Origin of the sequence: Photorhabdus sp. RW14-46, assembly GCF_963887965.1 — a bacterium.
GTDB lineage: Bacteria > Pseudomonadota > Gammaproteobacteria > Enterobacterales > Enterobacteriaceae > Photorhabdus > Photorhabdus laumondii.
In genome coordinates this window covers 14,395-39,440 of the sequence record NZ_CAWPHH010000001.1, presented here as the reverse complement: position 1 = coordinate 39,440, position 25,046 = coordinate 14,395, and the positions used below count along the sequence as shown (strand labels likewise).

The 25,046-nt window shown below is 40.7% G+C and carries 26 protein-coding genes and 1 pseudogene; 15 read left to right on the top strand and 12 right to left on the bottom strand.

The genetic code is table 11. The annotated features are described in order from the left end of the window. Positions 1–158: 158 nt before the first annotated feature. Positions 159–1,040, top strand: a complete 882-nt coding sequence (locus tag AACQ38_RS00205) for a LysR family transcriptional regulator (RefSeq protein WP_242685491.1) — start codon at positions 159–161, stop codon at positions 1,038–1,040. Between the two features lie 783 nt (positions 1,041–1,823). Continuing rightward, the gene (locus AACQ38_RS00200) at positions 1,824–2,168 is read left to right on the top strand and encodes a DUF4156 domain-containing protein (protein ID WP_011148248.1); all 345 of its coding nucleotides are present in this window, start codon (positions 1,824–1,826) and stop codon (positions 2,166–2,168) included. A gap of 59 nt (positions 2,169–2,227) precedes the next feature. Here AACQ38_RS00200 and epmB read toward each other — a convergent pair whose 3' ends face one another. Further along, complete coding sequence (epmB, locus tag AACQ38_RS00195) at positions 2,228–3,256, bottom strand: EF-P beta-lysylation protein EpmB (RefSeq protein WP_011148247.1); 1,029 nt, start codon at positions 3,254–3,256, stop codon at positions 2,228–2,230. A 37-nt stretch (positions 3,257–3,293) separates the two neighbouring features. Here epmB and efp point away from each other — a divergent pair, with 37 nt between their 5' ends. Beyond that, the gene (efp, locus tag AACQ38_RS00190) at positions 3,294–3,860 is read left to right on the top strand and encodes an elongation factor P (protein ID WP_113025820.1); all 567 of its coding nucleotides are present in this window, start codon (positions 3,294–3,296) and stop codon (positions 3,858–3,860) included. Positions 3,861–4,085: 225 nt separating this feature from the next. Beyond that, entirely contained in the window at positions 4,086–4,400 is a 315-nt protein-coding gene (sugE, locus tag AACQ38_RS00185; RefSeq protein WP_011148245.1) for a quaternary ammonium compound efflux SMR transporter SugE, read from the top strand. A gap of 279 nt (positions 4,401–4,679) precedes the next feature. Here sugE and frdD read toward each other — a convergent pair whose 3' ends face one another. The 4 genes from frdD to frdA are packed head-to-tail and all read right to left on the bottom strand — an operon-like array spanning position 4,680 to position 7,982. After that, complete coding sequence (gene frdD, locus AACQ38_RS00180) at positions 4,680–5,033, bottom strand: fumarate reductase subunit FrdD (protein ID WP_165577122.1); 354 nt, start codon at positions 5,031–5,033, stop codon at positions 4,680–4,682. A 16-nt stretch (positions 5,034–5,049) separates the two neighbouring features. Further along, positions 5,050–5,442 (bottom strand): fumarate reductase subunit FrdC, encoded by a 393-nt coding sequence (gene frdC, locus AACQ38_RS00175; protein WP_011148243.1) that lies wholly within the window; start codon positions 5,440–5,442, stop codon positions 5,050–5,052. 16 nt (positions 5,443–5,458) lie between these two features. Then, on the bottom strand, positions 5,459–6,193 hold the full coding sequence (locus AACQ38_RS00170) for a succinate dehydrogenase/fumarate reductase iron-sulfur subunit (protein ID WP_165577121.1): 735 nt from the start codon (positions 6,191–6,193) through the stop codon (positions 5,459–5,461). Beyond that, complete coding sequence (gene frdA, locus AACQ38_RS00165; RefSeq protein WP_165577120.1) at positions 6,186–7,982, bottom strand: fumarate reductase (quinol) flavoprotein subunit; 1,797 nt, start codon at positions 7,980–7,982, stop codon at positions 6,186–6,188. The genes AACQ38_RS00170 and frdA overlap by 8 nt, the downstream gene beginning before the upstream one ends. Before the next feature lie 1,025 nt (positions 7,983–9,007). Here frdA and AACQ38_RS00160 point away from each other — a divergent pair. From AACQ38_RS00160 to epmA, 3 genes are all read left to right on the top strand, one after another. Beyond that, a complete protein-coding gene (locus tag AACQ38_RS00160; protein WP_158536443.1) occupies positions 9,008–9,151 on the top strand; it encodes a hypothetical protein in 144 nt (47 codons plus the stop codon). Between the two features lie 13 nt (positions 9,152–9,164). Next, entirely contained in the window at positions 9,165–9,578 is a 414-nt protein-coding gene (locus tag AACQ38_RS00155) for a fascin domain-containing protein (protein ID WP_011148240.1), read from the top strand. 531 nt (positions 9,579–10,109) lie between these two features. After that, a complete protein-coding gene (gene epmA, locus AACQ38_RS00150; protein WP_011148239.1) occupies positions 10,110–11,087 on the top strand; it encodes an elongation factor P--(R)-beta-lysine ligase in 978 nt (325 codons plus the stop codon). A gap of 49 nt (positions 11,088–11,136) precedes the next feature. Here epmA and glpQ read toward each other — a convergent pair whose 3' ends face one another. Together glpQ and glpT are read right to left on the bottom strand one after the other, a co-directional pair. Then, positions 11,137–12,213, bottom strand: a complete 1,077-nt coding sequence (gene glpQ, locus AACQ38_RS00145; protein WP_011148238.1) for a glycerophosphodiester phosphodiesterase — start codon at positions 12,211–12,213, stop codon at positions 11,137–11,139. A 179-nt stretch (positions 12,214–12,392) separates the two neighbouring features. After that, on the bottom strand, positions 12,393–13,745 hold the full coding sequence (gene glpT / locus AACQ38_RS00140; protein ID WP_011148237.1) for a glycerol-3-phosphate transporter: 1,353 nt from the start codon (positions 13,743–13,745) through the stop codon (positions 12,393–12,395). Between the two features lie 503 nt (positions 13,746–14,248). Between glpT and AACQ38_RS00135 the strand changes: the two genes are divergently transcribed. Then, complete coding sequence (locus tag AACQ38_RS00135) at positions 14,249–14,680, top strand: DUF29 domain-containing protein (RefSeq protein ID WP_011148236.1); 432 nt, start codon at positions 14,249–14,251, stop codon at positions 14,678–14,680. A 71-nt stretch (positions 14,681–14,751) separates the two neighbouring features. Here the strand turns inward: AACQ38_RS00135 and AACQ38_RS00130 are convergent, their stop codons facing one another. Further along, positions 14,752–14,955, bottom strand: a complete 204-nt coding sequence (locus AACQ38_RS00130) for a hypothetical protein (RefSeq protein ID WP_165577119.1) — start codon at positions 14,953–14,955, stop codon at positions 14,752–14,754. A gap of 41 nt (positions 14,956–14,996) precedes the next feature. On the opposite strand from AACQ38_RS00130, the gene AACQ38_RS00125 reads away from it, so the two are divergent. The 3 genes from AACQ38_RS00125 (at position 14,997) to AACQ38_RS00115 (ending at position 17,596) form a co-directional block, all read left to right on the top strand. Then, the gene (locus AACQ38_RS00125; protein ID WP_058588616.1) at positions 14,997–15,428 is read left to right on the top strand and encodes a DUF29 domain-containing protein; all 432 of its coding nucleotides are present in this window, start codon (positions 14,997–14,999) and stop codon (positions 15,426–15,428) included. A gap of 453 nt (positions 15,429–15,881) precedes the next feature. Next, a complete protein-coding gene (locus tag AACQ38_RS00120) occupies positions 15,882–17,018 on the top strand; it encodes a hypothetical protein (protein ID WP_242685490.1) in 1,137 nt (378 codons plus the stop codon). Between the two features lie 77 nt (positions 17,019–17,095). Then, positions 17,096–17,596, top strand: coding sequence for a tetratricopeptide repeat protein (locus AACQ38_RS00115; protein ID WP_228957274.1), 501 nt, complete (start codon positions 17,096–17,098; stop codon positions 17,594–17,596). A 190-nt stretch (positions 17,597–17,786) separates the two neighbouring features. Here AACQ38_RS00115 and AACQ38_RS00110 read toward each other — a convergent pair whose 3' ends face one another. Continuing rightward, positions 17,787–18,887, bottom strand: a complete 1,101-nt coding sequence (locus tag AACQ38_RS00110; RefSeq protein ID WP_011148233.1) for a glycerol dehydrogenase — start codon at positions 18,885–18,887, stop codon at positions 17,787–17,789. Positions 18,888–19,095: 208 nt separating this feature from the next. Here AACQ38_RS00110 and AACQ38_RS00105 point away from each other — a divergent pair, with 208 nt between their 5' ends. From AACQ38_RS00105 to fucR, 3 genes and pseudogenes are all read left to right on the top strand, one after another. After that, complete coding sequence (locus tag AACQ38_RS00105) at positions 19,096–19,473, top strand: hypothetical protein (protein ID WP_339367012.1); 378 nt, start codon at positions 19,096–19,098, stop codon at positions 19,471–19,473. A 22-nt stretch (positions 19,474–19,495) separates the two neighbouring features. After that, positions 19,496–19,708, top strand: a complete 213-nt coding sequence (locus tag AACQ38_RS23950) for a hypothetical protein (protein WP_350404754.1) — start codon at positions 19,496–19,498, stop codon at positions 19,706–19,708. 207 nt (positions 19,709–19,915) lie between these two features. Next, positions 19,916–20,617: pseudogene (gene fucR / locus AACQ38_RS00100) on the top strand (L-fucose operon activator). A gap of 84 nt (positions 20,618–20,701) precedes the next feature. On the opposite strand, the gene AACQ38_RS00095 reads toward fucR, so the two are convergent. Beyond that, complete coding sequence (locus AACQ38_RS00095) at positions 20,702–21,376, bottom strand: 7-cyano-7-deazaguanine/7-aminomethyl-7-deazaguanine transporter (protein ID WP_011148231.1); 675 nt, start codon at positions 21,374–21,376, stop codon at positions 20,702–20,704. A gap of 184 nt (positions 21,377–21,560) precedes the next feature. Here AACQ38_RS00095 and tusA point away from each other — a divergent pair, with 184 nt between their 5' ends. Beyond that, positions 21,561–21,815, top strand: a complete 255-nt coding sequence (tusA, locus tag AACQ38_RS00090; protein ID WP_011148230.1) for a sulfurtransferase TusA — start codon at positions 21,561–21,563, stop codon at positions 21,813–21,815. A 149-nt stretch (positions 21,816–21,964) separates the two neighbouring features. On the opposite strand, the gene AACQ38_RS00085 is transcribed toward tusA, so the two are convergent. After that, positions 21,965–24,250, bottom strand: a complete 2,286-nt coding sequence (locus tag AACQ38_RS00085; protein WP_165577117.1) for a zinc/cadmium/mercury/lead-transporting ATPase — start codon at positions 24,248–24,250, stop codon at positions 21,965–21,967. Between the two features lie 144 nt (positions 24,251–24,394). After that, positions 24,395–25,021 carry a lysoplasmalogenase gene (locus AACQ38_RS00080; RefSeq protein ID WP_058589136.1) on the bottom strand — a complete coding sequence of 209 codons (627 nt, stop codon included), beginning with the start codon at positions 25,019–25,021 and terminating at the stop codon, positions 24,395–24,397. Positions 25,022–25,046: the final 25 nt, after the last annotated feature.

Here is a 25,046-nt window from a genome sequence, read left to right as displayed (position 1 = left end):
AAGTAATTAAAGATGATTTGGCATAGGGGAAATTCTTAAGGAAAAAAATATTTCCTTAAACTTAGAAAAAATGAGCTTATTAGACTAAAATTCATTTATCCATAGGACTTTGGAAAATAATTCAAATATCTATGCACAAATTTAATCGATCCACCGAAATGGCTGTATTCGTTCAAGTAATTGAGTCGGAAGGTCTCTCTGCTGCTGCTCGTAAGCTCGATATGACGCCATCAGCAGTCAGTAAGCTTATTAATCGACTTGAGATGCGACTTGGTGTACGGCTGCTGAATAGAACGACACGTAAACTTCAGTTAACGGCTGAAGGCTCTGTTTTCTATGAACGTAGTGTCAGAATTTTGGAGGACATCATAGCCGCAGAACAAGAAGCAAATCAGGGAATCGCGTTACGTGGACGGATACGTGTGAATTGTCATGTTGCGTTTGGAAAACATTGCTTGATGCCTTTACTACCGGATTTCCTGCAACGTTATCCAGAGATCACACTCGACATCTCATTATGTGACTTGATAGTGGATTTACTTGATGATCGTAGTGATGTGGCGATTCGTACCGGTCCTCTGGACGATTCATGTTTCATGGTACGCAAGTTGGGGGCAAGTCGAATGGTTGTGGTAGGATCTCCTTCATACCTTGAAAGGATGGGGATACCCTCTATGCCTAGCGATCTAGGGCGCTACAATCGACTTGGTTTTGGCTTTACCCGTCATATGAAAGCTTGGCCTTTCATCGATTCGGAAGAGTGGGGGCAACAATTGCCTTCAGGGAACTTGCTACTTGGTGATGGAGAAACCATGCGTAAAGCTGCAATAGCAGGACTTGGCTTAGCACGATTAGCTCGTTTCCATGTGGATGCTGATATTCGGAGCGGTTTGTTGCTACCTGTACTTGAGAACTATAATCCTGGCGATAAGGAAGAAATATATGCAGTTTTTGTCGGCCAAGGTAGGCAACTCCCATCACGGGTACGGGTATTTCTGGACTATCTGACAGAGCGTATCCACATTGGTGATGGATGGTGATAGTCGGAAAATATGATGCCACGAAAGTGTTTGATGGCCCATTATCGTGGTGTCAATGGAGGTATTTCTATCCAAATGGGGCACGGTTTCTTGAATCCATGTTAAAAAAGTATCATTATTTACATACAACAAAATCCACATGAAATTTAACCCTATTAATATGTGGCGTTTTTATGGGATATAACGTCAAATAATTGCTCAATAAAAAATTGTCGTGAGATATTATCGAATCACAACTGTTGATAGATGTTCTAATAGTGTTTTGAGCGAGATGGTTTAAATTTAATATCATTCGCAACATGGGAATTGAATTTATCAGATGGAAAAATAAACATAAATATGCCAACAGGAAATATACCCTATGGATTTCAAGATGGATCGCGACGGTAAGGGAGTGAATCCCCGGGAGCATAGAGAACTATGTGACCGGGGTGAGAGAGTGCAGCCAACAAAGAGGCAACTTGAAAGATGACGGGTATAATAATATTTTTAGTGTTCTATCTGTTAGTCAATATCATGGATAAAAGGCTTTTTTGATAGATAATTTATGTATTGATTAATGAGTGATGTTTTTTTGAAGATAAAGCATTTATCAAACTTATTCATGTTATTTATTCGATTATTTTTCTCTATTTTCTTACTGCATTCACCTTGGCATAAAATATTTTTGACCTAAACACTTTATTGAAGGATGACTTTATAAATTATTTTTTGCGATATTGGTGTACAACAAGGTATATTGATGATTAATTGTCGAATTTCCAACAATGGGTGAGGAAAAACATGCGAATTAAAGTTTTGCTCAGTGCTTCAGTATTGTTACTATTGGCAGGGTGTACAACGACTAACCAATTAACTTCTGGTGGTTCACAGGTTCGATTTGTTGATACTAAGCCAGGCAGCGAGTGCCAGTTATTAGGTGAAGTAACCGGTACTCAAAGCAATTGGATGACTGGTGTAAGTAATGAAAGCAGCTCAATGCGTGGGGCAGCCAATGATTTACGCAATAAAGCCGCAGTCATGGGGGGAAATGTGATTTATGGAGTCACCAGTCCGAGTGAAAGTCTGTTATCGAGCTTTGCGCCACTGGACAGTAAGATGATCGGTCAAGTCTATAAATGCCAGTAATGGCATTCAGAATTTGAATGGTATGCCCGGCTGAAAAGTATCCGGGCATGAATTTTTTGTTAGTTTTGCCTTAATCCCAGATCAAGAGGTGTCTTACTCGGTTCTCCGCCGATTTCCCTTGCGAGACGTGGTACTAAATAACCTGAAATTTTTGTCAGCAATTCCCGGATAAGCCCCTTGGCTTCTTCATCATTGACCATAAAATGAGCGGCTCCTTGTACTTTATCCAGCACGTGAATGTAGTAAGGTAGAATACCTGCATCAAACAGAGCATTGCTCAGGTCAGCCAGAGTATCAGAATGATTATTGATACCGCGTAACAGCACACTTTGATTGAGTAACGTAATACCTGCTTGTTTCAGCAATATCATACTGTTCCGTAAGGATTGGTCGATCTCATTAGCATGATTGATATGTGTCACCATGATCACCTGTAATCTCGATTGTGCCAGTCGATCGCAAAGCGTTGTTGTGATCCGGGCAGGAATAACTACAGGCAGACGAGTGTGAATACGCAGTCGTTTAATATGAGAAATCTTTTCCAGATTGCTGATCAGCCAGTCAAGTTCATGATCTTTTGCCATTAAAGGATCGCCACCGGAGAAGATAATCTCATCAAGTTCAGGATGTTGCTGAATATAATCTAACGCTTGTTGCCAATTGCGTTTATTACCTTTGTTATCTTCGTATGGGAAATGACGTCGGAAGCAATAACGGCAGTTAATCGCGCATCCTCCTTTAACCAGCAACAGTGCGCGATTACGGTATTTATGTAATAGGCCGGGGACAGCACTGCGCTGTTCATCCAGAGGATCGGTAGAAAAACCCGGTGTAAGCGTGAATTCTTCTGGTGTCGTTATGACCTGAAGTAGCAGCGGATCATTAGGATCGCTTACTTGCATACGCGTAACAAAAGCTCTGGGTACCCGTAGTGGAAACAGGCGACGTGCGCCGCTCCCCTTGGTCAAGGTCGGGTGTTTATCTAAAGATAATAATTGTAATAATTCATCAGGATCGGTAATAACATCTGTAAGTTGTTTCAACCAGTCTTCTCTGATGATGATCTTTGGGGTTATAATGTGCGCCATTTTTTGGCTAAGCCATTTTGTTTAAAAGAGGATCTCCATGGCTACTTATAGTACCAATGAATTCCGTTCAGGTCTTAAAATCATGTTAGATGGCGAGCCGTGCGCTATTCTTGAAAGTGAATTCGTGAAGCCGGGTAAAGGTCAGGCGTTTGCCCGTGTCCGTATTCGTAAGCTGATTTCCGGTAAGCTGCTGGAAAAGACCTTCAAATCTACTGACTCTGTAGAATCTGCTGACGTGATGGATATGAACCTGGCTTACCTGTATAACGATGGTGAGTTTTGGCACTTTATGAATAACGAAACTTTCGAGCAGTTAGCGGCTGATGAAAAAGCAGTTGGCGATAATGCGAAATGGTTAGTAGAACAAGCTGAGTGTATCCTGACACTGTGGAATGGTCAGCCTATCTCTGTGACTCCACCAAACTTTGTTGAATTAGAAATTACTGATACTGATCCAGGTCTAAAAGGTGATACCGCAGGTACGGGTGGTAAACCAGCAACCTTGAACACTGGTGCTGTAGTTAAAGTACCTCTGTTTGTTCAAATTGGTGAAGTGATTAAAGTAGATACCCGTTCTGGTGAATACGTTTCTCGCGTAAAATAATTACCGACGGTATTTGATAAAAGCCGCAGTTCTGGAAGCAGGCTGTGGTTTTTCTTATACAGAGGGCATGGCTATTCATGTCTTTTGAGCTCACGATATTGTGTTATTGATACTGCCATTTTACACGACTATAATTTATCACTGTTTCTAATGGTTATCCGGGACGACCTGGATATACTGCCGTTTTCTGGGGACGACTCCACAACACTATTATGGGGCGTTGATATGTCCTGGTTTGTTCTTGTTATTGCTGGTTTATTCGAAGTCGTCTGGGCGGTTGGCCTGAAATATACTCATGGTTTCACCCGGTTGATACCGAGCCTTATTACAGCCAGTGCTGTGGCGCTCAGTATGGGATTGCTTGCTTATGCAATGAAAGGTTTACCAATAGGTACAGCTTATGCGGTCTGGACTGGAATAGGTGCAGTGGGTACCGCTATTTTTGGCATTATAGTGTTTGGTGAATCTGCAAGCTTTGCCAGGATTTTAAGTTTTGCTCTGATTATCGCCGGTATTATCGGTCTGAAATTGTCCAGTTAATATTGAACTGCACTCCAAAGGTTTCACATTTTGGCAGTGCAGCTTCTATACCTGTCATCTTTCAAGTTGCCTCTTTGTTGGCTGCACTCACTCACCCCGGTCACATAGTTCTCTATGCTCCCGGGGATTCGCTCCCTTGCCGTCGCGATGCACCTTGAAATCCATAGGGTAATATAGGATATTCTTTATCAAGAAATACCGACTTTTTGTAGTCGTTTCATGCCTCTTCTCCAGATGCCGCTGCATTGCAGAAATAGTGTTCAGCTCGTTGTTGTTCGACTACAGAGTAAAAACGCCGATGATAGCGACAAAACTCAGAATCGCTGCCAAGCCGTAGAAAATCCATTTACTCGCAGGGATATGAATTTTCAGGTCATGCATACCGTGGTGGATACGGTGTAAACCGCACCATAGTGGTAGAATAATCATCAGCAATAGGAACGCACGACCAATAAGGCTCTGACAGAAAGCCAGAATTCGTGCGTAGCTTAACGCTTCCGGCGCGACTTCCAATGGCAAAAGGATGGCGACGAGTAAAATAATGGCTGGAGCCACAATTGCGCCCCACATACCACCGGCACCAAATAATCCCCAAAAAATCGGCTCATCGGAACGTTTAGGTATTTGATTCATTAGATCCTCCTTGAGGTTAAAGTAAGGCTATACCTAAGATAATCATGGTGACGATAATAGTGACGGCCCATAGCAGTTTGATTACTGGCCCAGAACCCATCTTTTCGCCTTTTATCACGATGTTAGCTGCTTTCGGCGCTAGCTCAAACCAGGTTTTAGTATGCAGCAGAGCACCTAGCAGAGTGATGATATTAACCAGCAGGATGACGGGATTTTGCAGGAACGTGACAAATTCATGCCAGCTTTGGGTACCACCTTTTAGAGCGAATAGACCGTATATCAGTAAGATACTGAACCACATAGTCGTCACTGCGGTACTTTCACGCAGGATATAGAAGCGGTAAAAGCCCAGTTTCTGCCACCAGTTGGGAGCCATGCTGCGGATATAAGGTTTGCGTTTAGTCGTCATTACTTTCTTTCTCCCCTTATTGTGGTTTTAGTATGGCGATCATGAAGTCTTTCGCGCTTTCGATCTTGCCTTGTTGGATAGCTGCGGCTGGATCGACATGTTTCGGACAGACCTCAGAACAGTAACCAACGAATGTACAGCTCCATACCCCATTCTGGCTATTAAGTTGGGGCATACGCTTCTTCTTACCGTGGTCTCGGTTGTCGAGGTTGTAACGGTGAGCCAGCGTGATCGCCGCCGGGCCGATAAATTCAGGGTTCAGACCAAACTGAGGGCAAGCGGCATAACATAAGCCACAGTTGATACAGCCGGAAAATTGATGATATTTTGCCATCTGTGCTGGAGTTTGAATATTTGGGCCGTCAGAAGGTCTACGGTCATTCCCAATGATGTATGGTTTGATCGCTTCCAGGCTTTCAATGAAGTGGGTCATATCAACGACCAGGTCACGTTCAATCGGAAAGTTAGCCAGCGCTTCAACTTTCATTCCTTGAGGATAATCACGCAGGAAGGTTTTACAGGCCAGTTTCGGCACACGGTTAACCATCATGCCGCAAGAACCACAGATAGCCATACGGCAAGACCAGCGGTAAGAGAGATCGGGAGCGAGATTGTCTTTAATGTAACCTAGGGCATCAAGTAGAGAAGTCTGCTCATCATAAGGAATCTCATAGGTTATAAAATGGGGTTTATGGTCACTTTCCGGGTTATAGCGCATGACCTCCATTCTCAGGGTGTTCATATCAACCATTCTCCTGCTCCTTATACTTTTTCTCTTGTGCCGCGGCTTCACCGCCATATACACGTTTTGCGGGGATGGATTTGGTGATTTTCACATCACTGTATTCTAGGTGAGGAACATTTTCAGGGTCATAGAAAGCGAGCGTATGTTTTAGGCATTTTTCATCATCACGTTCGGTACAACCTTCATCCAGACGTTGATGAGCGCCACGGGACTCTTTACGGTTTATCGCAGAGTGAATCATACATTCAGCTACATCCAGGCTAAAGCCAAGCTCAATGGTATACAGTAGATCAGTGTTGAACACATTGCTGTTATCGGTGATTTTCACCCGTTTGAAGCGATCTTTTAGTTCAGCAATCTTATCGATCGTTTTTAGCATGAGTTCAGGGGTGCGATAGATACCGCAGCCTTCTTCCATCGAGATACCCATTTCATCACGGATCTTCGACCAACTTTCCGTCCCTTTTTGTTTCAGCAAGTTGTTCAAACGTGCGACTACATCACATGCCTGAGCATCCAATGTGCGGTCATTAACGGGTTTGGTTTGTTGAACATGTTTTACTGCTTCTTCACCCGCCAGACGGCCAAAGACCACCAATTCAGCCAGAGAATTGGAACCAAGGCGGTTTGCACCATGCAGGCCAATGGAAGAACATTCACCAACAGCGAACAGCCCTTTAATGCGAGTTTCACATTTCTGGTCAGTTTCGATACCACCCATAGTGTAATGTGCAGTAGGCCGGACCGGAATGGGCTCTTTAACGGGATCAACACCAACATATGCCTTTGCCAGTTCACAGATGAAGGGTAGGCGTTCAAGTAATTTCTTCTCCCCCAAATGGCGTAGATCGAGATAAACCACATTGCCACGTGGAGTTGAAATAGTACGACCGGCACGCCATTCATGCCAAAAAGCCTGAGAAACTTTGTCGCGGGGACCCAGTTCCATATATTTGTTTTCAGGTTTGCCTAATGGTGTCTCGGGGCCGAGGCCATAATCTTGTAAATAGCGGTAGCCATCTTTGTTGACCAGAATTCCGCCTTCACCACGACAACCTTCTGTCATTAGGATACCGGAACCCGGCAGTCCGGTTGGATGATACTGAACAAACTCCATATCACGCAGTGGTACGCCGTGACGGAATGCCATGCCCATACCATCACCGGTCACGATACCGCCGTTGGTATTGTAACGGTATACACGGCCTGCGCCACCAGTTGCCATAATAACGGCATTAGCCCTGATCTGAATTTTGGTGCCTTCCATCATATTCAGCGCAACTAGGCCGCGCGCTTGTCCTTCATCTACCAGAATATCGAGGACAAAATGCTCATCAAAGCGTTGAATTTGAGGATACTTAAGGGAGGTTTGGAATAGCGTGTGTAACATGTGGAAGCCAGTTTTATCCGCAGCGAACCAAGTGCGCTCTATCTTCATACCACCAAAACGACGCACGTTGACGGAACCATCTTCCTTACGGCTCCACGGACAGCCCCACTGTTCTAGTTGGATCATTTCTGTCGGGCAATGTTCGACGAAATATTCAACAACATCTTGCTCGCATAACCAGTCACCACCGGATACGGTATCGTTGAAATGGAAGTCATAGGAGTCGTGAGCTTGGGTGACTGCTGCTGATCCACCTTCCGCTGCCACAGTGTGGCTACGCATTGGGTAAACTTTTGAGATCAGAGCAATCTTCATCTGAGGATTAGCCTCAGCGGCGGCAATTGCGGCTCGTAGGCCTGCGCCTCCGGCTCCGATAATCGCGAGATCGGCATTAAAGATTTGCACTGTGCTTCTCCATTATTTGAGTGAAATTAATTAGTAAGCAAAATTGTCGTAACTTTCCTAAATGTTGTTGTTATTTTTCATATGCAAAATTCTGTAGGTAAAATCTGGTGATTTAACGGTCAAGGGAAGCTGTTTATTACTGTTTACATTGAATTAAGTATAGCGGGTTCTAAGTGAGGTAAATTTGATATGAAAGGGTATTTTGTCGGATTTGATCACTAAAACTTGATCTAAGACAGGAATTAGTGACTTTAATTTATCATTGACCGACAGAGCTATTACCTAGGGGGGAAATTGAGAGGATCACTTGTAGAGCTGACTATCAAGGCAATACAATATGAATTTGGCTTGAATGGTATTTTTTTATCGATATTAGAAATTATTTAAATGCAGCGAGATTTAAAAGTTTTATTTTAATTTGATAATGTTGTAGTTAATAATTTTAAATTATTTTTTTATTTTCTATGATTGTTTTTTAAATTAAATATAGAAATGACTTCTGTTTGTTTTATGAATATTATAATTGAAAATAAAATAATCATGATAAAATTAATTTAGACGCGTATTGCCGTTTTAAAGTGACCACATTAATTGCATAAATAATGATTTTTACTTGAGTTTTTTATGGTGGCCAAGTAAGACTGGCCACTATTATTTTTTCTTATTTTCACACTAATAATATCAGCTATTTAATATATCAGATAAAAACCTGTTACTTATTTCAAGATAATTAGGTAATAATGGAATTTAAGGCTATTTATAATGTTGAAGTTAATGATTTTAAATAATTTTTTATTTTATTTATAGTTTGTGGTTTTATAGTTTAAATGTGGGAGTTATTCATGCTTAATGAATATTATAATTAAACATTAAATAATTATATTATTCAAAACAGGTACCAAAATATATTTTGATATTTAATAATTATATCGGTTGTATATATTCATTGAAAATGCTTTATATTTACAGGAATAGTAAAATGTGGTGTTTAAATTGATGATCTATTAATAACATAGTTGACCAAAATGAATTATATATATACCCAATGGATTTCAAGATGCATCGCGATGGCAAGGGAGCGAATCCCCGGGAGCATAGATAACGATGTGACCGGGGTGAGTGAGCGCAGCCAACAAAGAGGCAACTTGAAGGATAACGGGTATATTTAAATAGGAGAATATTATGGGATTATCAAGTAGTCCTATTGCATTACAGGCAGATAATGGGTTCTATTTAAGTCGAATTGTTCGAGGAGGAGGTTTTGATTTTATTGAAGTTAATAAATCTATTATTGATATTTACACAAAATATTCTGCAACACAACTTAGCTCTAATAAGATAGCACTTCGTGCAAGCAATGGCCTCTATTTAAGTCGGATATCTCTGGCTGGTAGCGATTATATAGTAGCGACAAAATCAGATATTGATGTTTATTCTATTTTTACTTTAGAATATATCGATGATAATGTGATAGCTTTGTGTGCAGATAATGGAAAATATCTGAGTCGAATCAATATCGGGGGTATTTTTAACTATATTAAACCGGATAAATATGACTTGGATATATATTGCCAGTTTAAAGTTATAAAATTGTAATTGGACAATTGTGATCTTTGATGACATCTTATTATGGTGGTCAGTTTTACCTGACCACTATTTTTTTACTATTAAAATAGGATTAGTTACTTAATGCACCAGATAAAATGTTAATTATATTTCATAATAATTTTATTAATAATGTATTTTTAGTGTTACTGGTTATATTATAATTATCATCTGAAATTATTTTTCAGTTTACTTATAATATTTTACTTTTAATTTAAATATGATAATTGATTCAGGTTGTTTAATAATTATGAGTGATAATTGTCTATATCGCCCATAATAAAAAGAGAATATATTTTATTGTTTAACAGTAGTCGTATATATTCAGCAAGGGAGTGAATCCCCGGGAGCATAAATAACGATGTGACTGGGGTGAGTGAGTGCAACCAACAAAGAGGCAACTTGAAAGATAACGGGTATAAGACAAGCTAAGTTGTTCCGGGATGATCAGACGGTAATAATTTGTCTGATATGTGTGATGCAGGTAGACTGCACGTTTGGTTTTATTTTGGAGTCATTTACATGAGCGAAACAGCAAACTGGCAGCCAAGTGCAGCTATCGCCAACTTGTTGAAACGAGCGACTATTTTAGCAGAAATACGGCGCTTTTTCGCAGATCGTGGGGTATTGGAAGTTGAAACACCTGCGATGGGTCAGTTTACAGTGACTGATATCCAATTGTTTTCTTTTCAGACGGAGTTTGTTGGCCCAGGTGCCGCAGATGGTATGACTCTTTATCTGATGACAAGTCCGGAATATCACATGAAACGCTTGCTGGCAGCAGGAAGTGGCCCTATTTATCAACTTGGCCGCTGTTTCCGTAATGAAGAGGCGGGTCGTTATCATAATCCTGAATTTACCATGCTGGAATGGTATCGGCCTCACTATGATATGTATCGTTTGATGAATGAAGTTGATGATTTACTTCAGCAAATCCTCGACTGTGAAAGTGCAGAATCACTCTCTTATCAACAAGCTTTCTTGCGTTATTTGGATATTGATCCGCTATCAGCAGAGAAAGAAAAGCTGCGTGAAATCGCCGCCAAGTTGGATCTGAGTAATATTGCTGATATAGAAGAGGATCGGGATACTTTATTACAACTTTTATTTGCTGTTGGTGTTGAACCGCACATTGGTACTGAAAAACCAACTTTTATCTACCATTTTCCGGCTTCTCAGGCTTCTTTGGCGGAAATCAGCAAAGAAGATCATCGAGTTGCAGAGCGTTTTGAAGTCTATTTTAAAGGCGTCGAATTGGCAAATGGCTTCCGTGAGCTGACTGATAGTCATGAGCAGTGCCAGCGTTTTGAACGGGATAACCGTAAACGTGCAGCGTTGGGTTTACCTGTTCGACCGATTGATGAAAACCTGATTGGTGCCCTGAAACAAGGAATGCCTGAATGTGCCGGTGTGGCGCTTGGTGTCGATCGTTTGGTGATGTTGGCTTTAGGGGCTGAAAAACTCAGTGATGTTATGGCCTTTTCGATAACTAAGGCGTAATTATTAAGCAACAGGAACAGGGCGCTGATTGAGGCGCCCTGTTTGCATCTTATTTCTGTTGATGCTGTTTTTGCAGGAATTTCACACCCAAGTCAGGAAAATCGGTGAATACACCGTCTACGCCCGCTTGGTTATATATGATATCGAAAAGTTGATCGCCGCTGGTGGCGTATTTAGGCAGTTGATCAACTCGAATCGTGTATGGATGGACTTCCAGATTGTTGGTGTGAGCCTCTTTTACCAGATTAGTTAACTTAATATTGGTTGGTGTGGAATACTTCTCCACAAGCATATGGTAATCAGGGCCGATACCATCAGCGTATTGTGCCACTTCTTTCATAGCACCGGGTTTGAACATCCAGTCATAGCTGTAATTTGTCCATTTGCCGTCTGATTGTTTTTCATAAGTTTCATTCCAGTCGGTGTAGGCAATAAGTTGAACCAGTTTCAGATCCATGCCTAACTTAGGTTCCAGCTCGTTTTTGATGCGTTTAAGTTCGTTGGTATCAAAACATTGCAGATAAATTTTGTCGCTTTTCTTGGTGTAACCATACGCTTTTAGCACGGCTAGTACCTTAGTAGAAATATCTTTTCCTTCCTTCTGGTGGAACCACGGTGCTTTGATTTCAGGATAAATACCGATGTTTTTGCCGGTAGATTTATTTAATCCTTGCACAAATTCAATCTCTTCCTGAAAAGTATGGATTCGGAAATCAGATTTCCATATTGGGAAACGATTGGAGAAATTTTGTATTTGTCGATCGTTTTTAATATCGAAACCTTCTGTGAATTTTAATGACTTGATTTCGGACAAAGTAAAGTCGATGGCATAGTAGCGTCCATCTTGGCGAGCACGGTTAGGGAATTTATTGGCAACGTCAGTTACACGATCAAGGTAATGGTCATGTAAGACTATCAGTTCATCATCTTTAGTCATGACCAGATCTTGTTCCAGATAATCAGCACCTTCGGCATAAGCCATCGCTTTAGCCGGCAGAGTGTGTTCAGGTAAGTATCCACTTGCGCCCCGATGGGCGATAACAATTTTATCTGCTGCTTGCGCGATGCCTGACATCGATGAAGTTAAAATGATACCAATTATCATTGTCTTAATTGGAGTTTGCATGTGTGTTTCTCCGTTTTAGCGATGATATAAACTCTATCTCATTAAACTGTGAGTTTGGTTGTGTTAATAACACTTACTGACATAATCTCTTAGCTTAGAGATTAAAAAAAGCCGCAACGTATATAATGCTGCGGCTTAATTAATATTATCAGTGATATATCACAGTTTAATGACAGAGGTTAGCCATATTGGTGGGCTATTTCCTGTTTATGTTTTTTTTCGGTAATCATAACGATTAGCAATAGAATAACGGACAAGATACTACCACCAATCATTACCATAAAGCCGCTGTCCCAACCGAAAAAGTCAACGGTGTAGCCGATGATAGCACTTGCAGCAACAGAGCCACCTAAGTAACCAAATAAGCCGGTAAAGCCGGCGGCTGTACCCGCGGCTTTCTTTGGAGCTAGCTCAAGGGCATGTAAACCAGTCAGCATCACTGGGCCGTAGATAAGGAAGCCAATAATCAACATACAAGCCATATCTACAGTAGGGTTACCTGGTGGGTTCAACCAGAATACGATAGTTGCGATAGTAACCAGCGTCATAAAGAACACACCGGTTGCACCACGGTTACCTTTAAATATTTTGTCTGACATCCAACCACATAGTAGCGTGCCTGGGATACCGGCATATTCGTACAGGAAATAAGCCCATGAAGATTTATCTAGTGCGAAATGCTTGGCTTCACGCAGATAGGTTGGTGACCAGTCAAGAATACCGTAACGTAACAGATAAATGAATACGTTAGCCATAGCAACCATCCACAGCAGTTTGTTCGGTAACACGTATTGCATGAAAATCTGTTTAGCGGTTAACTCATTTTCATCTTTCTCTGTATAATCAGAAGGATAGTCATTTTTATACTCTTCGATTGGTGGCAAGCCACAGGATTGCGGTGTGTCACGTATCAGGGCAAAGACAATCAATGCAACGAGAATGGCGGCGAAAGCCGGCATGTAAAGTGCGGCTTTCCAGTCATTGAACCACGCCATGCCCAACAGAAATAGCAATGGTGGTAAACCACCACCCACATTATGTGAGCAGTTCCAGATAGAAACGATACCGCCGCGTTCTTTCTGTGACCACCAGTGCACCATGGTACGACCACAAGGAGGCCAACCCATCCCCTGGAACCAACCACATAAGAACAGCAGAACAAACATGATAGTGATACTGGACGTTGCCCAGGGTACGAAACCCATAAACAGCATAACAAGAGCCGCGAGGATCAGACCCGCAGGTAAGAAGACTCGTGGGTTAGAACGGTCGGATACGGAGCCCATGATGAATTTGGAGAAGCCGTATGCGATAGAGATCCCTGATAGTGCGAAACCGAGCTCACCTTTGGAAAAACCTTGCTCAACCAGATAAGGCATTGCAAGTGCAAAGTTTTTTCTTACCAGATAGTAAGCTGCATAACCAAAGAAGATCCCCATAAAAATTTGCCAACGTAAGCGACGATAGACTGGATCTACCTGTTCTGTTGACAGCCGGGACCTATGAGGTGCCGGCTTGAAAATACTTAACATATTTTGCCTCCGATGGCATTTTTGGTGTTATAAACAGCTTGCCGGTTGACTAATGCCACCGGATGGGAAAATGAAAGGTTTTGTAAGTGGTTATTTTCCATAACGAAAATTATGATAGTCGAAATCACTCAACCTATCTGTGAAACAACACTCAGTTGTTAAAGTTGTTTTGCCCTGGCGATAATTCTGAGTGATTTGTTAACTTTTTGAAATGTGCTTTACCAATGAAATTGTGACCATTGTCACAATAACGATCTTTACTTAATTATTGGTGAGCGTTTTTGGTTCGTTTCTGTTCTTTATCAAACAAAAACCACAGTTTTCATACATCTTCTATTTGTTATTCTATATGTATCCGTCCAGATGAAAGGCTCTTCTCAATTTATGGCGAATGGGCTGCTAATCGATTTTAACGATAAACATACTGTTTTGACGGTGTGCTAATAATCTGCCAGACTCATAATTTATACAGTTGTATAGCTGATATACCCAGTGGAGGAACCATGACGACCCGTTATAACAGTGATTTTTATGGTTGGACTCAGGAGCAAGCCAGTTTGCTTCGTTCCGGTGATTTGAGCCAGTTGGATAGGGAAAACCTTTCGGAGGAAATAGAAAGTATGGGAAATAGCCAAAGAAACGAGCTGGAATCTCGTCTTGAGGTACTGTTTCTTCACCTCCTAAAATGGCAATTCCAATCTGAACGGCAAGGTCGGAGCTGGAAGCTTACGATTGAAGAGCAGAGAAGAAAAATAGCCCGTCGTCTTAAAAAAAATCCTAGCCTAAAGTCAGAACTTAGCGAAATTTCCTCTGATGCTTATGGTGATGCCATTATTGCAGCAGAGAGGGAAACTAATATTAGGCGTAGTGTATTTCCTGAAACTTGTCCTTGGACATTTGAGCAAATAATGGATGAAAATTTTTGGCCTGAATAGACTCGATAAATTTACTCTTCTAAATGGAAGGGTAAACCACCGGTTTTAAGCTGCAATACTGTGTTGTACCTTTATGGTGAATGGGGTGCTAATCGATTTTGATGATAAATATACCCGTTATCTTTCAAGTTGCCTCTTTGTTGGCTGCACACGCTCACCCCGGTCACATCGTTATCTATGCTCCCAGGGATTCTCTCCCTTGCCGCCGCGACGCACCTTGAAATCCATAGGGTATGTACTGTTTTGACGGTATGCCAATAATCTGTCAGACTCATAATTTATACAGTTGCATAGCTGATATACAAGTGGAGGAACCATGACGACCCGTTATGACAGCGACTTTTATGGTTGGATTCAGGAGCAGGCAGGTTTGCTTCGTTCTGGTGATTTGAGCCAGTTGGATACGGAAAATCTTCTTGAGGAAATTGAGGCTATGGGGCGAAGCGAGCGCAGAGAATTACGATCCCGGTTGGAAATTTTACTCGCACATTTACTGAAATGGAGATATCAGGCAGATCGCAGAGGGCGGAGTTGGGAACTGACCATTGAAGAACAGCGTGATAAGGCAATTGACTGTTTGCAAGAATCTCCCAGTTTGAAAAATAAGTTGAATGAGCATTTGGAAAAAGCTTACATCGCTGCTCGTCGATTGGCAGAAAAAGAGACGCTAATTAATCGGAATATATTTCCTGAAACTTGTCCTTGGACATTTGAGCAAATAATGGATGAAAATTTTTGGCCTGAATAGACTCGATAAATTTATTTCCTAACGCACTGATTTTGAACAGTGCGTTTTCTCGGTTGCTTAACAACGTGGTTGATTGATTTTCACTTCACAGCAAGCAGTATTAACAGAAATTATTTTTTTCGGTGGATACTCATTGGATTAGCTAAGATTATCCTTTTTCATTTTCATGACCTTTGCCGTATCAATAATTACAGAAAAATTCATTGTGATCGCTGTGGCTATACTCAAGGCAATAGTCGGAGCCAAAATAGTAACGGAAGGAAAATGCTAACAGTTTTAATTTATTATCGAAAAATATAATAATAAAGATAAAATATTAGAAAATTATTAATTTGATTTTTTTATATAAATTTATAAAATTTCCGTAGTGATGTTGATAATTATTTCTATTTGCAGTGAATTTTATTTTATTTATCAAAGATAATCATGGAAGTTTTCAATAAGGAAATAACTATGCCAAGTAAAGACTATGGGTTAGTTGATAAAGTTTTTAACGAAAATTTTAAAGGAATGCATGTAGAAACAATAACAGTAAAAATAGCATCTTCAGGTACTAAATATACTAATGCGGCAGGAGACGTTAGCAAATCTACTTTTGGACATGTATGGGTTGAATTTCAGGGTGAATCAATCGGATGGGGCTTGGGTGATAATAAGCAAGTAGGAGGAGTTGAGAACATAACTTTTAGAGATTCAATCGCATACGATAAATCAAAAATTTCCAGTGTTACATATCCAATATATTCAGAAAGTGTGGTTAATAATATGAGAAATTACATTTCTGATTTAAAAAATGGAAATTTCTATGATTTTAAGCCGAATTATAACCTCCTTACTAATAACTGTATAGATTTTGTAAACTCAATTCTTCGAGTTTCACATTATGATAATGATAAAAATGGTATAGATTTCATTCAGGAATTACGGGGAATGAGTCCAAATGCCGTATTAGATAATTTTGAAGAAATTGTTGAAGATCAGAAGAGTACAGAGACACCACTTATTATTGATTTAACTGGCGATGGTATTATTACCATAGCGGAAAATGGTTCTATATATTTTGATCATGATCATGATAATGATGGTATTGTTGAAAGTTCAGGATGGATAGAAGCCAATAATGCATTTCTGGTATGGGATAAAAATGGAGATGGAAAAATAAATAACGGAAATGAGTTGTTCGGGAATAATTCTATATTAAAAAATGGAGTCAAATCAGTAAATGGGTTTGCTGCATTAGCAGATCTTGACGATAATTTTGATGGTATTTTTGATCAAAATGATAGTCTATGGAATTCATTAGAGTTATGGATTGATGCCAATAAAGATGGTATCACTGATGATGGAGAGTTGTATAAATTAAGTGAATCAGGAATCTCTGCTATAAATCTTACCTATAAAGAAAATGGATTCAAGGATATAAATGGTAATATTCATGGGTTTGAAAGCTCAGTACTCTGGAATAATGGGGATACGACTAAGATAGTGGATGTGTTTTTTGCTGTGGATAAAAACATACAGATGGAGTCACTAAATTCAAATATTGACATAATAGGGATAAATAATACTTTTAGCGAGATTATATTATGAGTCATTTTTTTGTAAAAAATAAGAAATATTTTCTCTACTCAATGTTCTTTTTTTCTTTTATTGTTCAGAGTTCAGACATGAACATACAAGATACCCCATCGATTGTCTTCAATCATTCAGATGATTTTTTATCAGAATTCTCTATTCCAATGCCTAAAAATGAAGATGAATATCATGCATTAGTAAAGAAAGCAAATAGTGGTAATGTAGATGCAAACTGGATGCTTGCTGTAATACAACAAACAGAAGGTTATCGTCAAGAAGCCAGTGAAAAATATAAGTTATCTATATCAAGAAATGATAAATATAAGTTAAGATCTATGGTTAATTTGGGATTTATTTTAGAGGATGAAAATAAATACTCAGATGCGAGAGCACTTTTCGAATTGGCTGGAAAAAGTGGATATTTTGAGGGCTATCGCACTATTGGAACAAATTATTTAAATGGGATTGGTGTAAATCAAGATTTTAATAAGGCAAAAGAGTATTTTAATAAAGGAAGTCAAATTGGGTGTCATGAATGCACATTTCTTATTAATAATTGGAGTGATGTTATTAAATTGAAAAAATCAGAATAGTGAATTTATATTTTGGGATGCTAGTACTTAAGCAAGATCTTTTCAGGAAGAAAAATTAGGGGAAGTGGGGTTCTTAAATATGGCGGCAGGCTCCGTTTGATAAACGAGGCTTCATTAAAACAAATGATTAAATAAAAAATCAGTGTTTTGTCAACAAATTGAGCGGGCAATTTGCCCGCTCTTGTTAAATTTAATACAACCAGTCGCGTCCCATCCGGTCAGCAGCCATAATAGCGGCGTACACTTTTTCCGGTGTCACTTCAAAAGGCATGTTGTGAATGGTTTCGTCCTCGGCACAACTTGCTGTTGCCACTGCCATCACTTTTTCTTTCAGTTTTTCACCATCCTTCACGCCAAGTTGATCCAGAGTAACCGGTAGTCCCATCTGTACACAGAAATCAAGTAAAGTATCTAATTCTTCATTTGGGCTATTTTCCAGTATTAGTTGAACTAATATCCCGAAGGCGACTTTTTCGCCGTGGTACATGTGGTGGCATTCTTCTAATACGGTAAAGCCATTGTGTACGGAATGAGCGGCGGCTACACCCGTATTTTCAAAGCCTAGGCCGCTTAAGTAAGTAATAGCTTCGATGACATTTTCCACCGCAGGTGTACTGACGTCGGTTTCAACAGCCAGTTTTGCTTTATAGCCCTCTTCTAACAAAGTTTCGTAACAGAGATGAGCGAGGGCGACTGCGGTACGGGATATCCCACCCTCTGTCATTCGAGGTTTATAGCCGGCTCCACAAATGCGGGCTTCGAAGTAAGTTGCCAGCGCGTCGCCAATTCCGGCAATCAGAAAACGGGTTGGGGCTTTAGCGATAATGCTGGTATCGATTAGGACAATATCTGGGTTTGTTGGGAGAAACAGATAGTCTTCATATTTGCCATCATCGCTGTAAATAACAGAGAGAGCACTGGTTGGGGCATTAGTGGAAGCGATAGTGGGGGCAATCAGAACAGGTAATCTGGATTCGTAAGCGACCGCTTTTGCCGTATCTTGTACTTTGCCGCCACCGATACCAATAACGGCTTGGCATTCATGTTTTTTAAGAATGTCAGACAGGCGTTTAATCTCATTCCGACTACATTCACCGCCAAACACTTCAAAATGACGAGTAATTTCGTATTGTTCCAGGCTGCTATGAACCGTATCTCCCACCAATTTCATCGCGGAATTACCGATGATAACCAAAACGTGATCGGCGATGGTTTTGGTATATTGACCAATATGGAGCAGGGCATCAGGTCCTTGAATATATTTGGATGGGGATTGAATAATTTTCAGCATAAAAATATTCCTTTTGTGGAAACTCAATATTTGTATCTGTTTGTTGTATAAATTTTCTTAACAAACAGGGAGCAAAATGTGACAGCCCAGTAAACTGTCTTCGGATGAAAAAAGTACTTAAGTTACTTAGCAGACTAATACCACCTATAAAAATTAATGGTTGGCTGTGGATAAATAAAGTTGTTATATCCATTTTATGGTGGGAAATGTGTGTTTTTTTGATCTATGCCCGGATCTCTGTATTGGAACAAGCCCTTCTTCTCCATTAGGCTTGGGGAATCTGGCTTCTGGAGTGCTTGAGTGGATCAGACAGCTTTTCTGGCAAGGTATTCCCCCTTCGGAGGCTTATCTTAAAATGATCCATGAAGCTTTATCCGTTCCTCCCGGCGCTAATAACTTAAGAATGAATTGTCGTTTGTTAACCTCCGAGGCAGGATGGTGTGGAATAACGTTGAATACTGAACGACGTCATTTTTATCGTGCTGCATTAGAAGCGTTGGGGTATCAATTAAAACAAAACCTATCCCTTTTAGAAAAAATAAGCGGATTTCATGCTCAAGAATTGGTGTTAGTGGGAAGGAGGTAGCCGAAATTATCTTTGGAACCAAATAAAAGCAGATATTTTAAACCTACCCATAAAAGTACTTAATGAAGCAGAGACGACGGTATTAGGCGCTTCTTTCTTTGCTTGGTTTGGCGTCGGTTGCTATGAGTCGTCTGAAAAAGCCCGTGAACAGTTTTCTTATCACTATGAACCTTATACACCAGGTGAACACCAAGAAGCTTATGATTCATTAGTTCAAGATTTTATACAGCAGTAGGTAATCCTATGCTGAAAACGATTTCTTCATTCATTTCTCCTCTCTGTCTCTTTTAAACATGCTAGCTGAAATAGTAACGCTTTTGCTATCGTCGTCACAGAGAAAACGGTTAACTATAGAAATATATTGCTAAAAAAGGCGTGATTTTTTAATTCTGATATTGGTTAGAATAATCCTATTCTGTCCCAATATAAAAGGGATTCCTTTATGAGAAATGAACGTCATCAAAAAATCATGGATCTTCTTCACCACCATGAATCATTAACAACTGCTGAACTTGCCGTAGTTTTACAAGTGAGTAAAGAAACAATACGCCGAGATCTGTGATTTCTTCAACAGCATGGTCGCCTTCTTCGTTTGCATGGAAGAGCGAAAAGTTTAAACAGGGAAACGCAGGGTAATGGTGACTCTTTTAACATGCGGGTTAAGAGCCATTTTTCGAGTAAATCGCTTATCGCTCAGCAAGCCGTGACTTGGATAAGCGAAGGAATGATAATCGCACTTGATGCAAGTTCAACATGTTGGTATCTGGCAAAGCAACTTCCTGATATTAATATTACTATTTTTACCAATAGCATTCGTATTTGCCATCAATTATCAAAGAAGAAAAATATTCAATTAATCAGTTCAGGGGGAGTTTTACATCGTAAATATGCTTGTTATATTAATTCATCACTTATTACACAATTAAAAAATTTAGAGATCGATCTATTTATTTTTTCCTGTGACGGCATTGATGCAAATGGCGATTTATGGGATTCGAATATTGATAATGCACAATTTAAAGAAATTCTTATAAAACGATCATTACAATCAATTTTGCTAATTGATAAGAGTAAAATTAACCGAAAAAGCGAAATTAAAATAGAAAATTGTAGTAATATCACTGATGTAATATCGAATGATTAGAGCCAGGTGGAAGGCTAATTGCCTTGCCAATCTCTTAATCAGGCAATCTGATTAAGAGACCGGTAGTTGCCGGACATATAAAAATCAGCGAACTTGAATGTGGCTATTGTTAGTTTGATAGGCAAAGAAGTACTTTAAAATTAGGTTCAATAAAATGCCGTAAGCGGGTAGGAAAAAGAGTAAGCAGATTAATAGCTTAAAGCAGTAATCGACTAACCCAATCTCGATCCAATTCGCCGCCATGAAAGCATCGGTGCTACGGTAGAAAGCGATAGAGAAAAAGGCTAGGCTATCAAGTAAGTTGCCGAAGAACATCGCTGCTGCGGGAGCGACCCACCAATTGCGTCTCCGGCGTAGACGATTGAAGACGTATACATCCAGTATCTGCCCAAGGAAATAAGCCATAAAGCTGGCACAGGCAATACGGGCAACAAAGAGATTGAATTCAAGCAGCGCGGTAAACTCTTGCCACTCGCCTTGGAAAAATAGGGCAGAAATAATATAAGAAGTCAGTAATGCGGGGATCATAACGGTAGTAATGATCCGTCTTGCCAGTGGTGCGCCGTAGATACGAACCGTTAAATCTGTTGCAAGGAAAATAAATGGAAAAGTAAAGGCTCCCCACGTGGTATGAAAACCGAAAATAGAGACGGGTAGTTGCACCAGATAATTACTGGAAATAATAATCAGAATGTGAAATAGCGAAAGCCAAATTAAAGCGGTAGCGCGCTGTTGTGTAATTGTAGTTGATAAAAACATTCTTGTACCTTTTTGGAAAATGGGGTGAGGGAACCCAATAAAAGATCTACCGTTTTAACTGACGGTGCCTCACATGATACGTCGGTTGTGCACGAATTCAAAATGCCTGTATGTAAAGTTAATTTTTGCTAGCTTTTTTATAATATAATTCGGTCTAATAGACTGACTGAAGTAGAGATAAGTTATGCCCGATGTGTTTACTCATCCAGACAAAACCCTTGATACACAAGGGCTTCGCTGTCCTGAACCGGTGATGATGGTACGGAAAACTGTGCGTCATATGGAAGCAGGGCAGATGTTATTAATTCTTGCTGACGATCCGGCAACTACGCGTGATATTCCCAGTTTCTGCCGTTTTATGGAGCATCAACTGGTTGCTCAAGAAACAGAACAAATGCCTTATCGCTATCTGGTTCGGAAAAAAGAGAGTCAACTCTGAATATAACAGCTAAGTTGAGAAATGAACGTTTTTGCTTTTTACCATGTCTTCGAACGTTAATGGGCTTTCACCACTGAATTTATCTTACTATGGCACAGGATATGAGCCGCGAATAAGACTCATATCCTTAAATAGCTAGACGATTTTCATTATTTCAGTTTAATCCTCAATAACCTTACCGCGTTTGCCGTCACAAGAGCGGTTGCGCCAGAATCTGCCAGTACTGCCATCCACAAGCCTGTGATACCCAATAGGCTGGTAACAAGGAAGATCCCTTTTAGCCCCAATGCAATAGCAATGTTTTGGCGGATATTATTGTGCGTTGCGCGGGAAAGGGTGATGATTTCCGACAAACCGGTCAGACGGTTGTGAGTCAATGCTGCATCTGCGGTTTCCAGAGCGACATCGGTACCGCTTCCCATTGCGACACCGATACTGGAAGCTTTCATTGCGGGTGCGTCGTTGATGCCGTCACCAACCATCATTGTGCTGTGATCTTTATTCAATGCAATGACCGCTTTGACTTTATCTTCCGGCATTAACCCGGCGCGGAAATCTATTCCTAACTGACCGGCAATTGCAGTTGCTGCACGTGGGTTATCCCCCGTCAACATCACTGATTTAATACCTTGATCTTTCAGTAAACGGATAGCATCAATGGCATCTTGACGTAACGTATCTTGCATCGCGATAAGGCCGGCAAATTGTTCATCATGCATCACGGCAACAACGGTTTTACCGCAATCTTCTAACTGAACAATTTTTTGTTTCCAACGATCAGATAACGTGTTTGCTGGCAGTTTTCCGGGCGCGCTGACAAGAATACGTTTATCGTTTAACTGACCTTCAACACCAACCCCTGCCAGCGCTTTACGGTGTTCGGCTTCGGTAATATTAACGTTTTTACTTTCTGCGCATTGCAAAATGGCTTTAGCCAGTGGGTGGTGGGAGCCGCTTTCTACTGCGGAAGCCAAAGCTAATAACTGAGATTCGCTGATATTTTCTGCTGGTTGTATATCTGTGACTTGTGGTTTACCGGCGGTCAGCGTACCGGTTTTATCAAAAGCGATAGTGGTGATGAGTCCCAATTGTTCCAGCGCCGCACCACCTTTAATCAATGCACCTCGGCGGGTTGCTGTTGCAAGGGCAGAGGTAATGGCGGCGGGTGTGGAAATCACCAAAGCACAAGGGCAACCGATCAGTAGCAAAGTAAGACCACGGTAGATCCATGTTTCCCAAGGTTGGCTGAATACAGTCGGTGGAATGATGATAACCAACGCAGAGAACAGCATAATCAGTGGCGTGTAAATTCGGCTAAAGCGGTCAATGAAGCGTTCAATCGGCGCACGGCGTTCTTCGGCTTCTTCAATCAGTTGCAGAATACGGTCAATGGCATTGTTGCCCTGTTCGGACAGCACTTTCATTTGGATTGCACGATCCACGGATAAACAACCTGCCGGAACTTTTTCTCCCTGCATTCGTTCAACCGGAATAGATTCGCCTGTCAGCGCACTTTCATCAAAGCTGGCGAATGAATTGAGTAATTCGGCATCAGTGGGTAAACGTCCGCCTGGAGCAATTTCGATAATATCGCCAGGGCGAAGGTCTGAAACTGGAACAATTTTTTTCTCACCGCTTTTTACCAGTAGTGCCTCTTCCGGCACCAATGCCATTAATGCACTCACCCCTCGACGAGCACGGCCGGCAGCATAAGATTCCAGCATTTCACCAAGCATAAACAGCAGTAGTACCATTGCTGCTTCAGCGGTGGCATCAATAAACAGTGCACCTATGGCAGCAACACTCATTAATGTTTCAATGGCGAATGGCGTGCCTGATCGTATGAGCTGCCAGGCTTTGGTAACAATAGGTACCAATCCAATCACGGTGGTGATGATAAAGGCAATACGGCCAAATGAGGGATTGATGTGAGAGATTCCCCAACTTATCAGCATCATCAGTGAAAGAGTGATGATTGGTGCAAATTCTTTCCAGCGGCTGCTTTTTTCTGCTTTCTGACTTGAATCGGAATTGCGTAGAGTAAATCCAGCCTGATTAACGGCTTGAATAACCGCTGAACGTATATCTGTATCTGCATCCACAACTAGTTTTTCTGTTGCGAATAGAACCTTGGCTTGTTTCACTTCTGCAATTTTGCTGACCGCGGTTTCAATTTTGCGGGCACAACTTGGACAATCCATACCATTAACCACCCAACTGAAACGTTGGTTTGCCAAAAGCTCAGGTGCTTGTGTCTCCTGTGTATCATGGGAAGGGTGATGCTTATGTGAGCAAGCCTTACCATGTTCATGTTCATGATGATGTAAATGTTCACTAACTTGTTTAGCCTGATCTGAACAAGTCGTCGTCGCGCAGCAGCTTCCATGCTGGTGGTTATGTTGATGAGCACTATTTTTGTTTGAATTTGAGTACATGGACTCCCCCTGAATAGAGTTAACTCAAAGATAATGATTAAACTCTACACTTTGGAGCCTACTCCAGAGTCAATAAAAAGAAAAAATAAAGTTGTTAAATTGTACGATTGAGTGCTGATATCCATTTTCAACTTAGTCTTTTTATTAAAGATAAATAGAACGAATAATCAAAAAATGGCCGATAAAATAACAGGTTGCCACAATCGCTTTAGAAGATTTGAACTGGAAACGGTAATGGTTAATCAACCAGACACTATGTGACAGTAACAACAAGACAGTGCCAGCTAACAGGGAGAAACCATACGCTGTATTAAGGGAGAAGTATTGTTCACCTGCCATCCACACCATTATCAGGAGCATGACAACTGAGGCAACGACCAGCCAGCGCCTTTCTTCCAGTTTATTCCAAATAACCAGCAGAATAATGGAGCCAAGAACCAGTAAAATTAATGGCAGCGGGAAGAAGAAACTGAAATTCATCTGCATGACAAAGCTTATCGTGTAGAGCAGATAACAGAGGAATAATGTGCTTAGAGAGAATAGTGAATACTTACTGGGGAGCATGCGCAGAGCATCTGATATTAAAGCAGTAAATAACCCAAAACAGATTAGATAACCTGAAATATGCAGCTCAGGCGCTTGCCATGCCCACAATAACAACAATAGCAGAGTGACTGGCCTGAATAGCCATCTTTGCCAGTTTGGGCCACGGTAAGCTGCATCAACATACAACCAACCAGAAAGAAATACTGCAATAAATGGCCAGCTCATCTTTGTTCCTTAAATAAGTGATGGA

Coding starts and splice junctions, on each gene's coding strand:
- AACQ38_RS00205 (WP_242685491.1), top strand. CDS start 159: ATGGCTGTATTCGTTCAAGTAATTGAGTCGGAAGGTCTCTCTGCTGCT.
- AACQ38_RS00200 (WP_011148248.1), top strand. CDS start 1,824: ATGCGAATTAAAGTTTTGCTCAGTGCTTCAGTATTGTTACTATTGGCA.
- epmB (WP_011148247.1), bottom strand. CDS start 3,256: ATGGCGCACATTATAACCCCAAAGATCATCATCAGAGAAGACTGGTTG.
- efp (WP_113025820.1), top strand. CDS start 3,294: ATGGCTACTTATAGTACCAATGAATTCCGTTCAGGTCTTAAAATCATG.
- sugE (WP_011148245.1), top strand. CDS start 4,086: ATGTCCTGGTTTGTTCTTGTTATTGCTGGTTTATTCGAAGTCGTCTGG.
- frdD (WP_165577122.1), bottom strand. CDS start 5,033: ATGAATCAAATACCTAAACGTTCCGATGAGCCGATTTTTTGGGGATTA.
- frdC (WP_011148243.1), bottom strand. CDS start 5,442: ATGACGACTAAACGCAAACCTTATATCCGCAGCATGGCTCCCAACTGG.
- AACQ38_RS00170 (WP_165577121.1), bottom strand. CDS start 6,193: ATGGTTGATATGAACACCCTGAGAATGGAGGTCATGCGCTATAACCCG.
- AACQ38_RS00160 (WP_158536443.1), top strand. CDS start 9,008: ATGAATTATATATATACCCAATGGATTTCAAGATGCATCGCGATGGCA.
- AACQ38_RS00155 (WP_011148240.1), top strand. CDS start 9,165: ATGGGATTATCAAGTAGTCCTATTGCATTACAGGCAGATAATGGGTTC.
- epmA (WP_011148239.1), top strand. CDS start 10,110: ATGAGCGAAACAGCAAACTGGCAGCCAAGTGCAGCTATCGCCAACTTG.
- glpQ (WP_011148238.1), bottom strand. CDS start 12,213: ATGCAAACTCCAATTAAGACAATGATAATTGGTATCATTTTAACTTCA.
- glpT (WP_011148237.1), bottom strand. CDS start 13,745: ATGTTAAGTATTTTCAAGCCGGCACCTCATAGGTCCCGGCTGTCAACA.
- AACQ38_RS00135 (WP_011148236.1), top strand. CDS start 14,249: ATGACGACCCGTTATAACAGTGATTTTTATGGTTGGACTCAGGAGCAA.
- AACQ38_RS00130 (WP_165577119.1), bottom strand. CDS start 14,955: ATGAGTCTGACAGATTATTGGCATACCGTCAAAACAGTACATACCCTA.
- AACQ38_RS00125 (WP_058588616.1), top strand. CDS start 14,997: ATGACGACCCGTTATGACAGCGACTTTTATGGTTGGATTCAGGAGCAG.
- AACQ38_RS00120 (WP_242685490.1), top strand. CDS start 15,882: ATGCCAAGTAAAGACTATGGGTTAGTTGATAAAGTTTTTAACGAAAAT.
- AACQ38_RS00115 (WP_228957274.1), top strand. CDS start 17,096: ATGAACATACAAGATACCCCATCGATTGTCTTCAATCATTCAGATGAT.
- AACQ38_RS00110 (WP_011148233.1), bottom strand. CDS start 18,887: ATGCTGAAAATTATTCAATCCCCATCCAAATATATTCAAGGACCTGAT.
- AACQ38_RS00095 (WP_011148231.1), bottom strand. CDS start 21,376: ATGTTTTTATCAACTACAATTACACAACAGCGCGCTACCGCTTTAATT.
- tusA (WP_011148230.1), top strand. CDS start 21,561: ATGCCCGATGTGTTTACTCATCCAGACAAAACCCTTGATACACAAGGG.
- AACQ38_RS00085 (WP_165577117.1), bottom strand. CDS start 24,250: ATGTACTCAAATTCAAACAAAAATAGTGCTCATCAACATAACCACCAG.
- AACQ38_RS00080 (WP_058589136.1), bottom strand. CDS start 25,021: ATGAGCTGGCCATTTATTGCAGTATTTCTTTCTGGTTGGTTGTATGTT.